Here is a 12,338-nt window from a genome sequence, read left to right as displayed (position 1 = left end):
GCGATATCCGCTCCCACTGCTCGTCCCGAAGGATCAGACGATCCAAAACACCCATGACTGCCTCCAAAAGACAGTCTTGAATCTGATTTGCTCAGCCTTGGGAATCCCAAGAGTCCACACCGCCTAGTGGCTGACGCCATTTGAAGTGCCGTCGTCAGGGGCACGGCTCGGGACAAATCTCTTCGAGATCAGCCAGCAGCCGAGCGCCCACAGCGCACCCGCGCACCACCCGGCGAAAACGTCTGTGGGGTAGTGGACGCCGAGATAGATCCGGCTCAAGCCGATGATGACGGCGAGGAAAACGCCTGCGGCCAGGACGAAGATCCGCGTCGAGCGGTAACGCTGCGTGCGGGCCAAAAGTGCGCCGAGCGTCAGGTAGGTGACCGCCGAAACCATCGCATGACCTGAGGGAAAACTGAGGTCGCTCACCTCGACGAGATGCGGCACGACATCCGGACGCGGCCTGGCGATCAGGATTTTCAGCGTCGTGCTCGCAAGCCATCCTGTTAGCACCGAGGAAAAGATGAAGAGCGCGATCGGCCAACGGCGGTCGAGAAGGAGATAGATGGTGACGAGCCCCGTCAACAGTGAGAGAACGGTGACGCCGCCGAGACTGGTGATGTCGTCGACGGCATGCGTCAGCCAGGCGGGACCGATCGGCACGGCGAGATCGTTCGCCCGCCGCAGCGCCAGCAGGATCGTCTCGTCGAAACGAAAGGTTTCGCCTTCGAGCACCTCGCTCGTCAGCCGCTGCAGCACGAACAGCCCGCCGGCGATCGATGCCATGGTAATCAATGTCAGCGGCTCATATGCGCTGAGTCTCGCCCAAAATCCGCGTCGTTGAACCTCGCTCATCCCTGAGTTCGAACTCCCTTCTGATCATGCCATTCCCCGCCAGATCGGCAAGGTCAGCCGCAAATTCAAGCCCTTGCGACATTTTGAGAGCCGTACATGAAGGCATGCGGCGCCCGTCCCGGCGGCTCGGTAGCAAAAGCTCAACCTTCTTTTGCTATGGCTGGACCGATTGTCCTGGAGAGGTTTCGGCGATGAAAATTCTGACCGCGATGGTTTTGATGGCAGCCGTCCTGCCGCCGGTCTCCGCCTTCGCAGAGACCGAATGGATGGGCGGCGCGAGACAATGGTCGGTCGGCTTTGCCAATGAAAGCCCGCATCCTTATTGCCGGCTGCTGTGGAACAGCGAGATCGGCAAAACCATGGAATTCCGCCAGAGCGCCACCGAGACCTTCTGGCTGGTGACGAAAAACACCTGGGATATTCCCGCCGGCACCAAGACCGAGGTGACGCTGACCGATCGCGACGTGACGAAAGTGGTCGCCGCCGAATTCTTCGACAAGACCACGCTTCGCCTCTGGCCGATGGGCAGCAAGGGAAGCGCCGGCCTGAAGAAGATCATCAAGAATACCTTTGCCGGGACCCCCGACGTGCAATTGACCTTTGCCGGCGACGAAGGCGACTGGACGCTGCCGCTCTCGCGCGTGGATCAGCTCTATCCCACGTTCTCTCAGTGCCTCAAGCGCCTCGAGGCCGGCGAACCGGCCAAGCAGGATTCGGCAACGAGTAAACCTTTCTGACAGCCCTCGCCTAGATAGCCGGCGGCGCGGTCTCGCGGATCAGGCTGCGCACGGCCTCGATATCGCCGTTCAGCGGCCGCTCGTCGCCATAATGCGAGATGCACTCCCGCACCGCCTGATAGACGAGATCCGTGCCCGGCGCCCGCGGCGCTGTCGCCGCCAGGAAATCATGCGCCTGGGCCGCGGCCATCAGTTCGATCGCCAGGATATATTCGGCATTGTCGATGACGGCGTGCAGCTTGCCGGCGGCGGCTGTCGGATGGGCGAGGAAATCCTCCTGCAGGCCGGAGGTCAGGCCGCCATCCAGGGCGGCGGGCGCGGCAAGGCGGCGGTTCTCGTTACTGAGCGCGGCGGCGGTATATTGGGCGATCATGAAGCCGGAATGGCTGCCGGCATCGCTCGCCAGAAACGGCGGCAGGCCGTTGACCAGCGGATTGACGAGCCGGTCCATGCGCCGTTCGCTGATCGCGCCGATCTGCGCCAGCGCAATGGCGAGACTATCGGCCGCCTGCCCGAGCGCCGGCGCCACGGCATGCGCCTCTGAAAAGATGATCGGCTGCTCCGGCGTACCCGAGACGGCGGGATTGTCCGTCACCGAGGCAAGTTCCTGATCGGCGATGCGGGCGGAATTTCCGAAGACATCGCGGGCGGCGCCATGGGCATGCGGCACCGAGCGAAGGCTAAGCGCATCCTGGGTGCGGCGGCCGAAGGCGGCGGCGACGAGGCCGCTGCCCTGGAGGCGGGCGCGCAGTGTAGCGCCGACTCTCGCGATCCCGGCCGACGGGCGCAGTGCCAGCACCGCCTCGTCGAAGGCGGCGATCTGGCAGCCTGCCGCTTCCAGCGTCAGCGCCGCGATGGCATCGGCCCAGTCGAGCAGCCGTTCGGCGCGGAAAAGTGCTGCGGCGGTGAGCCCGGTGGCGCAGGCCGTGCCGTTGACAAGGCTCAAGCCCTCCTTGGCGCCGAGCACCAACGGCTGAAGGCCGATCGCCGCCAGCGCCTCGCGGCCGCTCATGCGCCGGCCGGTGAGCGTGGCGCTGCCTTCGCCGATCAGCACCAGTGCCGTATGGGCATTGTGGGTGAGATAACCGGCCGAGCCTTTCGACGGCACGTCGGGAATGCAGTCGTGCTCCAGCAAGGCTGTGAGATGCTGGATGATCTCGCGCCGCACGCCGGAATGGCCATGGGCGAAATTGGCGATCTGGGCGGCGATGATGGCGCGCACGTCGCGCCCGGCCAGCAGCGGCCCGACGCCGCAGGCATGGCTGAGCACGATGCTGCGCGACAACAGGCTCTGCGAGGCCCGGTCGACCACCGTATCGGCGAGCGCCCCGACGCCGGTATTGACGCCATAGGCGCGCACACCGGTCTCGACGATACGCTCGACGATGCGGCTTGCCTGCTCGACCCGCGCCCAGGCGGCCGGCGACAGCGCAAGCGCCTCCCCTGCCCCGACGCGCGCGATGTCACGCCAGGTCAGCACTCTATCGATGGTGACGGTCATTGGCCTGTTCCGAAATGGCCGATGAACTGGCGGAAGGCCGGCGAGGCGCCGCTGCCGAACATCTCGTCCGGCTTGCCGCTGCTTTCGATCAGCCCCTCGCGCATGAAGACGACGCGGTTGGAGACATTGCGGGCAAAGCTCATCTCGTGGGTGACGACGAGCATCGTCATGCCCTCCTCGGCAAGTGCGCGCATGACGCGCAGCACCTCGCCGACCAATTCCGGATCGAGCGCCGAGGTCGGTTCGTCGAAAAGCATCACCTTCGGTTTCATCGCCAACGCGCGGGCGATTGCGGCGCGCTGCTGCTGGCCGCCGGAGAGATGGGCGGGATAGGCGTGACGTTTGTCTGCGATTCCGACCTTTTCGAGCAGCGCTTCGGCCTCGGCGATGCAGTCGGCGCGCGGCCGCTTCAGCACATGGATCGGGCCTTCAATGACGTTCTGCAGGATGGTCATATGGGACCAGAGATTGAAGGACTGGAACACCATGCCGAGCTCGGATCTTATATGGTCGACCTGCTTCTGGCTCGCCGGCCTTGTCTTGCCGTTCTTGTGAACCATCTCGATGTGCTCGCCATCGACCCAGATCTCGCCGTCGCTTGCGGTTTCGAGGAGGTTGATGCAGCGCAGAAAGGTCGATTTGCCGGAGCCGGAGGCACCGAGCAGCGAAATTACGTCGCCATCCTCGGCATCGAGGGAAATGCCGCGCAGCACCTCGTGCGTGCCGAAGCTCTTGCGGATATTGCGGACCGAAAGTCGGGTTACGCCTGGCATGGTTGCTCCAATCAGGTCAAATCGCTTACGCCTTCAGCGGCTGCGGGGCCGCGCGGCGGTGTCGGGACAGCGAATATTCCAGCAGGGCCATGCCCTGCAGGATGATGAAGTTCAAAACGAGATAGATGATCGCCGCACAGATGAAGACTTCCATCGTCCGGTAGGTCTGCGAGATCAGCCGCTGGGCGACACCGGTGACCTCCCAGACGGTGACGAGGCTAGCGAGCGCCGTCGATTTCATCATCAGCACGATCTCGGTCGAATAGGCCGGCAACGCGTGGCGGAAGGCGATCGGCGCCAGGATGCGCCGCACCATCAGGAAGCCGGACATGCCGATCGAGCGCGCCGCCTCGATCTCCTTCGGCGAAACGGCGCGAATGCCGCCGCGGAAGATCTCCGCCGTGTAGCCGGCGGTGCAGAGCGCCAGCGACAGCACGGCGCAGACCATCGGCTCGCGCAGGAACGGCCAAAGGAAGGAATAGCGGATGACGCCGAACTGGCCGAGGCCGTAGAAGACCAGGAACATCTGGATCAACAGCGGCGAGCCACGAAAGACGAAGATATAGCCCTTGGCGAAACCGGACAGATAGCGGTTGCCGCTGACCCGCATCGTGACGATGACGAGCGCCAGCAGGCCGCCGAAGAAGATCGACAGCGAAAACAGGATCAGCGTCGTCGGCACGGCTTTCAGCAGCGTTACCATGGTCGAGGCGAGAAAGGTGAAATCCATCATCGCCTCCTTACGCCTGGCCCATGGCGGAAGCCGGCATGCTGCGGTTGGCGCGGCGCTCCGCACCGTTGAAGATGCGGTCGGAAAGGCTGGTGAGGATCAGGTAGAGGCAGCCGCCGGCGATGAAGAACAGAAAATATTGCCGGGTCGAACCCGCCGCCACCTGGCTGGTGCGCATCAGCTCGGCAAGACCGGTGACCGAGATCAGCGCGGAATCCTTGAGGCTGAGCTGCCAGACATTGCCGAGGCCGGGAATGGCGAAGCGAAGCACTTGCGGGATGATGATGCGACGGAAGCGCATGCCGCGATGCATGCCGATCGCCGAAGCGGCTTCGAGCTCACCCTTGGAAATGGCGAGGAAAGCGCCGCGGAACACCTCCGCCTGATAGGCGCCGGAGATGATGCCGACGGCAAGCGCGCCGGCGGCAAAGGAGGGAAGGCCGAGGAAACCCTCATAACCCATCGCCTTGCCGATCGAGGTGACGGCCGAAGAGCCGCCGAAATAGATGAGATAGATGATCAGCAATTCCGGCACGCCGCGAAACACGGTCGTATAGACATTGCCGAGCGCCACGAAGAGGGGATTGCCGGAGAGCTTCGCACCCGCGACGATCGCGCCCAGCACCGCGCCGATCGCCAGCGCCGTCGCGGTGACGGCGAGCGTCATCAAGGCGGCGAAAATAAGCAGCGCGCCCCATCCCGTCGAGCCGAAGCCAAGCAGTTCCAAACTTGCCATATCGTCCGTTCCCCGTCCGCGGCAGTGTTTTGTGGATTGACAATAACACGCTGTCCCCGGCGATAAAGCCGGAGACCCGTGTCTGCGGCCGAAGGGCCGAAACGCTTACTGCTGGGGGCTGACGTCCATCTTGAACCACTTCATCGAGAGGTTCTTGACCGTGCCGTCGGCAAGCGCTGACTTGATCGCCACGTTGAACTTGTCACGCAGGTCCGTATCGGCCTTGCGCAGTCCGAGGCCTTCGCCCTCGCCCCAGATCGGACCGGCGATCTCGGGACCGGTGAAGGCAAGCGTGTCGTTGGCGGCCTTGAAGGCGTTGGCGAAATAGACGGCATCGTCAAAACCGAGGTCGATACGACCGTTCTGCAGGTCGAGGTCGCGGTCGGCGCCGGTCTTGTATTCGCGGATCTCGGCAATATCGCCGAAATTGTCATAGACGAACTTGGCATAGACGGTCGCCGCCTGAATGCCGATCGTCTTGCCCTTGAAGAGTTCCTTCAGCGCGTCGATCTCCTTCACGCCGGTCTGGCCGGGCGTCATCTTGATCGTGGCGCCGGTGCCGGCGGCATTGGCCAGCGGGCTGTCCTTGGCGGTGGCGAAGGCAGCGGGCGTCGCGGCATAGGGGATGGTGAAATCGATGATCTGCTTGCGCTCTTCAGTGATCGACAGCGCATCCATGATGACGTCGAACTTGCCGGCATTGAGCGCCGGGATCATGCCGTCCCAATCGGAGGCGACCAACGTGCATTCGATCTTGGCGCGTTCGCACAGCACCTTGGCAAGCTCCGGCTCGAAGCCGCCGAGCGTGCCGTCGGCATTGGTGAGATTCCACGGCGCATAGGCGCCTTCAAGCGTGATGGTCGCCTTCGCCCAGTCCTTGGCAAAGGCGGGGGCGGCAAAGGCGGAAAAAGCGGCGACGCCGCAAAACAGGATTGCGCTGAATTTCATTGATGAATTCTCCTCTGGAGTTGAAACAGACCTTGCGGCGCCATGCCGATCTTCGCCGGCTTGCCCTTTCCGTCCTATTTTATCTGCCAGGACCAATTGGGAGGTTGTATATGGTACCATATGAAAAAATTTGTGATATGCAAGAGGAAAGTCGATTATGTGGCAAATTGAATCCGTGCATAAGGAATAGGCAATGAAGCGGTCCGGCGAAATGAAGCGCGACCTGGCGGGAAATGACAGCACGCCGCTCTATGCCGGCGTCAAGCAGGTGATCCTCGATCGCATCCACAGCGGCGAATGGCCGCCGAAATACCGCGTGCCGTCGGAAAACGAGCTGGTTGTCGAGCTCGGCGTCAGCAAGATGACCGCCAACCGGGCGCTGCGCGAACTCGCCAATGAAGGTGAACTCGTGCGCATCCAGGGCGTCGGCTCCTTCGTCGCCGAGCGCAAGGGTTATTCGGCGCTGTTCGAGGTGCGCAACATCGCCGAGGAAATCGCCGAACGCGGCCATGTCCATGAGGCTGCCGTCGTCATTCTCGCCCGGGAAACCGCCTCTCCCGAGGTTGCCGACGCCTTGGAGCTGGCAATCGGCGCCGCCGTTTTCCACTCGCTGATCGTCCACAGCGAAAACGGCGTTCCGGTGCAGATCGAGGACCGGTTCGTCCATCCGGAGGCCGCTCCCGAATATCTCGAGCAGGATTTCACGACGCTGACGCCGAACGCCTATCTGACGGCCGCCGCCCCGCTCAGCGGCTCCGAGCACGTCGTCGAGGCGGCGATGCCGCAGGCCTGGGAATGCAAGCTCCTGACCATTCTGAAGAGCGAGCCCTGCCTGACGATCCGCCGGCGCACATGGTCGGCAAAACAGGTGGTTTCGACCGCCCGCCTCATCTATCCCGGCTATCGCTACCGGCTCGAAGCGCGCAGCGGCAAGATGTTCGAAGACTAAAACACCCGCTATCTTGTATATGGAACCTTGCTTATTGTGACGCCGGCGTGAACCGCGCCACCAGCGCGTGACGATCGCCGGGATAGGTGAAGCGCACATGGGTCACCGGGCCGGCGCCGCTCCAGGTGCGGCGCTCCACCACCAGGCAGGCGGCGTTGCGGGCGATGTCGAGGGCGGCGGCCACCTCGGCATTGGCGGGGACGGCGTGGATCCTGTGTTCGGCGGCGCTCCACGGCACCTGATTGAGCAGCCACGGCCCCGGCGCCACCGCCAGGAAATCGGCGTCGGCGGCCTCCGGCACGGTTGCAAGACTGATCAGCCGCTCTTCCAGGCAGAAGGGACGTGCGCCGGCATTGTGGATGCAGACGATCTCGACGACGGAGGAAGCCACCGGCAGTTCCAGCCGGCGGCTGTCTTCCGCCTTGGCCTTGCGGCTCGCCTTCTTCGCAACCGCATAGGAATAGGGCAGGTTCAGAGACTGCACCTCGGCCTTGATGTCGTGGATTTCGAGAATGGCCGATTGCGCCTGCGGCTGGGTGACGAAGCTGCCGGATTTCTTGCGGCGCTCGATGAGGCCAGCCTTGGCGAGCTGGGTCAGCACCTTGTTCACCGTCATCCGCGAGACGTCATACTGGGTGGCGAGATCGACCTCGAAGGGAATGCGATGACCCGGCGGCCATTCGCCCGAGACGATACGGCCCTCGATGTCGCTCAGGATGCGCTGATGCAAGGTGGGGTCCCTGCTTTGATTCATCGCCACGTTCCGATTGGTTTTCCGATCTAGTCCGAATGCCCCGCTCATGAAAAGCGCTTTTTCAGCCGGCCAGCAATTCGCCCATCGCGGCGAGAAACCGCCGGTCGATGGCCTCGCGCTTGCGATGGCGGCCGCCTTCCACCTGCTTGCGGCCGCGCGCCCAGACGCAATCGACGGAAACCCCGCCGGCAAACAGCCAGTGATCGAGAATCTGGTCATTGGAGAGATAGGGAACCGCCGACGTATCGAGCGAAACGAGATCGGCGTGATGGCCCTCGGCGAGACCGGCCGGGGCTTTGAGCGCCGCGCCGCCGCCGGCGAGCGCCTGGCTGAACAGCGCAAGCGCCGTCGAACCGCCGGGTGCGGCAATGACGTTGCGGGCGCGCAGCGCCAGACGCTGCGAATATTCGAGCTGGCGCAGTTCCTCCGGCAGCGAGATGCGCACGTTGGAATCCGAACCAATGCCGTACCGCCCGCCCTCTTCGAGGAAAAGCGGCGCGGCAAAGGCGCCGTCGCCGAGATTGGCTTCGGTGATCGGGCAGAGGCCGGCGATCGCGCCGCTTTTCGCCATCCGCCGCGTCTCGTCCTCGGTCATATGAGTCGCATGGATCAGGCACCAGCGCTGATCGACCGGCATGTGGTCGAGCAGCCATTGCACGGGCCGCGCTCCCGACCAGGCGACGCAGTCCTCGACCTCCTTCACCTGCTCGGCGACATGGATATGGATCGGGCCGTCGCCCGCCATCGGCACGAGCGTCGCCAATTCCTCGGGCGTTGCGGCGCGCAGGCTGTGCGGCGCAAGCCCGAGTTCGGCGCCATCGAGCCGGCCGGTCGCCGCCCGGCATCCCTCCATCAGCCTTTCGAAGCTTTCGAGCGAATTGATGAAGCGCCGCTGGCCGTCGATCGGCTGAGCGCCACCGAAACCGGAATGGGCGTAGAAGACCGGCAGCAGGGTCAGACCGATGCCGGTCTCCTGGCTCGCCGCACCGATGCGCTCGGCAAGCTCGGCAATATTGGCATAAGCTGCGCCATCCCTGTCGTGATGGAGATAGTGGAATTCGCCGACGCGGGAAAAGCCTGCCTCGAGCATCTCCGCATAGAGCTTGGCCGCGACCGCCTCGACATGCTCCGGCGTCATCGCCAAAGCGAATTTGTACATGACGGTGCGCCAGCTCCAGAAGCTGTCGTTGGCGGGACCGCGCACTTCGGCAAGACCGGCCATCGCCCTTTGGAAGGCATGGCTGTGCAGATTGCCCATGGCCGGGACGATCAGGGCATGGCGCTCATCGCCGGGTGCGGCGGCAACGCCCACCTCGATCCGCGCGAGGCGCCCGGCTTCGAGCGTCAGCCGCACGTCCTTCCGCCAGCCTTGCGGCGTCAGCGCCGTCCTCGCGTGAAGTATGGTCATGGCCTCTTCTCCCCTTCTGCCGCGCCGCCGATCTTTCTTTTCCAGAAGAGCGCGCAAAATTTCTCTTGTCACCTGCTTATTATGTATATACATGTTTTGGCATAAGGAAAGGCGCAAAGCTGATGACCGGGAACAATTTTTCTGAAGGAACCCCATCCGCCGATACCAGGCCGGTGCTGTGGCGCAACGCCCGACTGGCGACGCTCGCGCCTGATAGTCCGGGGCTCGGCATCGTCGAAAAGGGTGCCGTGCTCACCGAAAATGGCCGCATCGCCTTTGCCGGCGCCGAAAGCGACCTGCCGGCATCAGCCATCGAACGCTCCGACATTGCCGATCTCGAAGGCCGCTGGGTAACGCCCGGCCTCGTCGACTGCCACACCCATATCGTTCACGGCGGCAATCGCGCCCGCGAGTTCGAGATGCGGCTCGAAGGCGCGACCTATGAGGAGATCGCGCGGGCCGGCGGCGGCATCGTCTCCTCGGTTCAGGCAACCAATGCGCTGTCGGTCGAAGAACTTGTCGCCACGGCGCTGCCGCGGCTCGATACGCTGCTTGCCGAAGGCGTGACCACGATCGAGATCAAATCCGGTTATGGTCTCAACCGCAGCGGCGAAGTGAAGATGCTGCAGAGCGCCCGCCTGCTCGGCCATATCAGACCGGTCCGTGTCGCCACCAGCTATCTCGGCGCCCATGCGACCCCTGTCGACTACAAAGGCCGCAACGGCGACTATCTCGACGATGTCGTGCTGCCCGGGCTCGACGACATGTATAATCTCGGCCTTGCCGATGCCGTCGACGGTTTTTGCGAGGGCATCGCCTTTTCCACGACCGAGATCGCCCGCGTCTTCGACAAGGCAAAGACGCTCGGCCTGCCGGTCAAGCTGCATGCCGAACAGCTCTCCAATCTCGGCGGCGCCAAGCTGGCAGCCGCCTATGGCGCGCTTTCGGCCGATCATCTGGAATATCTCGACGAGGAAGGCGTCGCGGCGATGGCCGCCGCCGGCACCGTCGCCGTGCTGCTGCCCGGCGCCTTCTACGCCATCCATGAAAAACAGAAGCCGCCGGTGGAAGCGCTGCGCCGGGCCGGCGTGCCGATCGCCGTCGCCACCGATTGCAATCCCGGCACCTCGCCGCTCACCTCGATGCTGCTCACCATGAACATGTCGGCGACGCTGTTCGGCCTGACCGTCGAGGAATGCATCGCCGGCGCCACCCGCGAAGGCGCGCGTGCGCTCGGCCTCATCGGCGAGGCCGGAACGCTCGAAACCGGCAAATCCGCCGATCTCGCCGTCTGGAATATCGAGAGCCTTGCCGAGCTCGTCTACCGCATCGGCTTCAACCCGCTTCATACACGCGTCTTCAAAGGCGAAAGGAACGGTCGATGACCATCACGCTCCACCCGGGCTCCGTCTCGCTCAGGGATCTGGAAACCATCTACTGGACCGGCGCGCCGGCAAGGCTCGATCCCGCCTTCGATGCCGGCATCGCCAAGGCCGCCGGCCGCATCGCCGAGATCGCCGCCGGCAATGCGCCGGTTTACGGCATCAATACCGGCTTCGGCAAACTCGCCTCGATCAAGATCGACAGCGCCGATGTCGCCACGCTGCAGCGCAATCTCATCCTGTCGCATTGCTGCGGCATCGGTGCGCCGCTGCCGGAAAATATCGTCCGGCTGATCATGGCGCTAAAGCTGATATCGCTCGGGCGCGGCGCCTCGGGCGTGCGGCTGGAACTGGTGCGGCTGATCGAAGCCATGCTGGATAAGGGCGTCATCCCGCTGATCCCGGAAAAGGGCTCGGTCGGCGCCTCCGGCGATCTCGCGCCGCTCGCCCATATGGCGGCGGTGATGATGGGCGAGGCCGAAGCCTTCTTCGCCGGCGAACGTCTTTCGGGCGCCATAGCGCTCGAAAGGGCCGGGCTGAAACCTATCGTGCTCGCCGCAAAGGAAGGCCTGGCGCTGATCAACGGCACACAGACCTCGACGGCGCTGGCGCTCGCCGGCCTCTTCCGCGCCCATCGCGCCGCGCAATCGGCGTTGATCACCGGCGCCATGTCGACCGACGCGGCCATGGGCTCTTCGGCGCCCTTCCATGCCGATATCCATACGCTGCGCGGCCATAAGGGCCAGATCGATACCGCAGCCGCGCTCCGCGGCCTGCTCGAAAACTCCGTCATCCGCCAGAGCCATATCGAGGGCGACGAGCGCGTTCAGGATCCGTACTGCATCCGCTGCCAGCCGCAGGTCGACGGCGCCTGCCTCGACCTCTTGCGTTCGGTTGCCCGCACGCTGGAAATCGAGGCCAATGCGGTGACCGACAACCCGCTGGTGCTGTCGGACAATTCGGTCGTTTCAGGCGGCAATTTCCATGCCGAACCCGTCGCCTTCGCCGCCGATCAGATCGCGCTTGCGGTCTGCGAAATCGGCGCGATCTCGCAGCGCCGCATTGCGCTGCTGGTCGACCCGGTGCTCTCCTACGGCCTTCCTGCCTTCCTAGCCAAGAAGCCGGGCCTCAACTCCGGCCTGATGATTGCCGAGGTCACTTCGGCAGCGCTGATGTCTGAAAACAAGCAGATGTCGCACCCCGCCTCGGTCGATTCGACCCCGACCTCGGCCAATCAGGAAGACCACGTCTCCATGGCCTGCCACGGCGCCCGCCGCCTTCTGCAGATGACCGAAAACCTGTTCGGCATCATCGGCATCGAGGCGCTGACCGCCGCGCAAGGCGTCGAATTGCGCGCGCCGCTTTCGACGAGCCCGGAGCTTTTGAAGGCAATCGCCGCGATCCGCAGCCAGGTGCCGAGCCTCGATAACGACCGCTACATGGCGGGCGATCTCGCCGCCGCGGCTGAGTTGGTGGCGACGGGGGCGCTGAATGCTTCGGTTTCATCCGGCATTCTACCGGTTTTGGAGGGCTGAGATGATAGTGAACGAAAAAAACCCCTCCCC

At 64.0% G+C, this 12,338-nt stretch carries 12 protein-coding genes; 4 read left to right on the top strand and 8 right to left on the bottom strand.

Going from position 1 to position 12,338, the window contains the following annotated elements; genetic code table 11:
• Positions 1-123: 123 nt before the first annotated feature.
• Positions 124-855: a phosphatase PAP2 family protein gene (locus EFR00_RS09015; protein WP_077989482.1), complete on the bottom strand. Its 732-nt coding sequence runs from the start codon at positions 853-855 to the stop codon at positions 124-126.
• A gap of 191 nt (positions 856-1,046) precedes the next feature.
• Here EFR00_RS09015 and EFR00_RS09010 point away from each other — a divergent pair, with 191 nt between their 5' ends.
• Positions 1,047-1,592, top strand: a complete 546-nt coding sequence (locus EFR00_RS09010; protein WP_009996322.1) for a hypothetical protein — start codon at positions 1,047-1,049, stop codon at positions 1,590-1,592.
• Positions 1,593-1,602: 10 nt separating this feature from the next.
• Here EFR00_RS09010 and EFR00_RS09005 read toward each other — a convergent pair whose 3' ends face one another.
• The 5 genes from EFR00_RS09005 to EFR00_RS08985 form a co-directional block, all read right to left on the bottom strand.
• A complete protein-coding gene (locus EFR00_RS09005; RefSeq protein ID WP_009996321.1) occupies positions 1,603-3,093 on the bottom strand; it encodes an HAL/PAL/TAL family ammonia-lyase in 1,491 nt (496 codons plus the stop codon).
• Positions 3,090-3,866 (bottom strand): ABC transporter ATP-binding protein, encoded by a 777-nt coding sequence (locus EFR00_RS09000; RefSeq protein ID WP_077989483.1) that lies wholly within the window; start codon positions 3,864-3,866, stop codon positions 3,090-3,092. Before EFR00_RS09000 ends, EFR00_RS09005 begins: the two co-directional genes overlap by 4 nt.
• Before the next feature lie 25 nt (positions 3,867-3,891).
• Positions 3,892-4,596 carry an ABC transporter permease gene (locus EFR00_RS08995; protein WP_077989484.1) on the bottom strand — a complete coding sequence of 235 codons (705 nt, stop codon included), beginning with the start codon at positions 4,594-4,596 and terminating at the stop codon, positions 3,892-3,894.
• 10 nt (positions 4,597-4,606) lie between these two features.
• Positions 4,607-5,332, bottom strand: a complete 726-nt coding sequence (locus EFR00_RS08990) for an ABC transporter permease (RefSeq protein WP_040140925.1) — start codon at positions 5,330-5,332, stop codon at positions 4,607-4,609.
• A 105-nt stretch (positions 5,333-5,437) separates the two neighbouring features.
• The gene (locus EFR00_RS08985) at positions 5,438-6,280 is read right to left on the bottom strand and encodes a transporter substrate-binding domain-containing protein (protein ID WP_077989485.1); all 843 of its coding nucleotides are present in this window, start codon (positions 6,278-6,280) and stop codon (positions 5,438-5,440) included.
• 193 nt (positions 6,281-6,473) lie between these two features.
• On the opposite strand from EFR00_RS08985, the gene hutC (EFR00_RS08980) reads away from it, so the two are divergent.
• On the top strand, positions 6,474-7,229 hold the full coding sequence (hutC, locus tag EFR00_RS08980; RefSeq protein WP_077989486.1) for a histidine utilization transcriptional repressor HutC: 756 nt from the start codon (positions 6,474-6,476) through the stop codon (positions 7,227-7,229).
• A gap of 31 nt (positions 7,230-7,260) precedes the next feature.
• Here the strand turns inward: hutC (EFR00_RS08980) and hutC (EFR00_RS08975) are convergent, their stop codons facing one another.
• Positions 7,261-7,983: a histidine utilization transcriptional repressor HutC gene (gene hutC / locus EFR00_RS08975; RefSeq protein ID WP_077989487.1), complete on the bottom strand. Its 723-nt coding sequence runs from the start codon at positions 7,981-7,983 to the stop codon at positions 7,261-7,263.
• 61 nt (positions 7,984-8,044) lie between these two features.
• Positions 8,045-9,391, bottom strand: coding sequence for a formimidoylglutamate deiminase (locus EFR00_RS08970; protein ID WP_077989488.1), 1,347 nt, complete (start codon positions 9,389-9,391; stop codon positions 8,045-8,047).
• A gap of 122 nt (positions 9,392-9,513) precedes the next feature.
• On the opposite strand from EFR00_RS08970, the gene hutI reads away from it, so the two are divergent.
• Both hutI and hutH read left to right on the top strand, forming a co-directional pair.
• Positions 9,514-10,776 (top strand): imidazolonepropionase, encoded by a 1,263-nt coding sequence (gene hutI, locus EFR00_RS08965; RefSeq protein WP_077989489.1) that lies wholly within the window; start codon positions 9,514-9,516, stop codon positions 10,774-10,776.
• On the top strand, positions 10,773-12,308 hold the full coding sequence (gene hutH / locus EFR00_RS08960; RefSeq protein WP_077989490.1) for a histidine ammonia-lyase: 1,536 nt from the start codon (positions 10,773-10,775) through the stop codon (positions 12,306-12,308). Before hutI ends, hutH begins: the two co-directional genes overlap by 4 nt.
• Positions 12,309-12,338 lie beyond the last annotated feature (30 nt).

Source organism: Rhizobium sophoriradicis (genome assembly GCF_003939025.1).
Lineage (GTDB): Bacteria > Pseudomonadota > Alphaproteobacteria > Rhizobiales > Rhizobiaceae > Rhizobium > Rhizobium sophoriradicis.
This window is presented reverse-complemented; position numbering and strand designations above follow the sequence as displayed.

Coding starts and splice junctions, on each gene's coding strand:
- EFR00_RS08995 (WP_077989484.1), bottom strand. CDS start 4,596: ATGGATTTCACCTTTCTCGCCTCGACCATGGTAACGCTGCTGAAAGCC.
- EFR00_RS09015 (WP_077989482.1), bottom strand. CDS start 855: ATGAGCGAGGTTCAACGACGCGGATTTTGGGCGAGACTCAGCGCATAT.
- EFR00_RS09000 (WP_077989483.1), bottom strand. CDS start 3,866: ATGCCAGGCGTAACCCGACTTTCGGTCCGCAATATCCGCAAGAGCTTC.
- hutC (WP_077989487.1), bottom strand. CDS start 7,983: ATGAATCAAAGCAGGGACCCCACCTTGCATCAGCGCATCCTGAGCGAC.
- EFR00_RS09010 (WP_009996322.1), top strand. CDS start 1,047: ATGAAAATTCTGACCGCGATGGTTTTGATGGCAGCCGTCCTGCCGCCG.
- hutI (WP_077989489.1), top strand. CDS start 9,514: ATGACCGGGAACAATTTTTCTGAAGGAACCCCATCCGCCGATACCAGG.
- EFR00_RS08990 (WP_040140925.1), bottom strand. CDS start 5,332: ATGGCAAGTTTGGAACTGCTTGGCTTCGGCTCGACGGGATGGGGCGCG.
- hutH (WP_077989490.1), top strand. CDS start 10,773: ATGACCATCACGCTCCACCCGGGCTCCGTCTCGCTCAGGGATCTGGAA.
- EFR00_RS08985 (WP_077989485.1), bottom strand. CDS start 6,280: ATGAAATTCAGCGCAATCCTGTTTTGCGGCGTCGCCGCTTTTTCCGCC.
- hutC (WP_077989486.1), top strand. CDS start 6,474: ATGAAGCGGTCCGGCGAAATGAAGCGCGACCTGGCGGGAAATGACAGC.
- EFR00_RS08970 (WP_077989488.1), bottom strand. CDS start 9,391: ATGACCATACTTCACGCGAGGACGGCGCTGACGCCGCAAGGCTGGCGG.
- EFR00_RS09005 (WP_009996321.1), bottom strand. CDS start 3,093: ATGACCGTCACCATCGATAGAGTGCTGACCTGGCGTGACATCGCGCGC.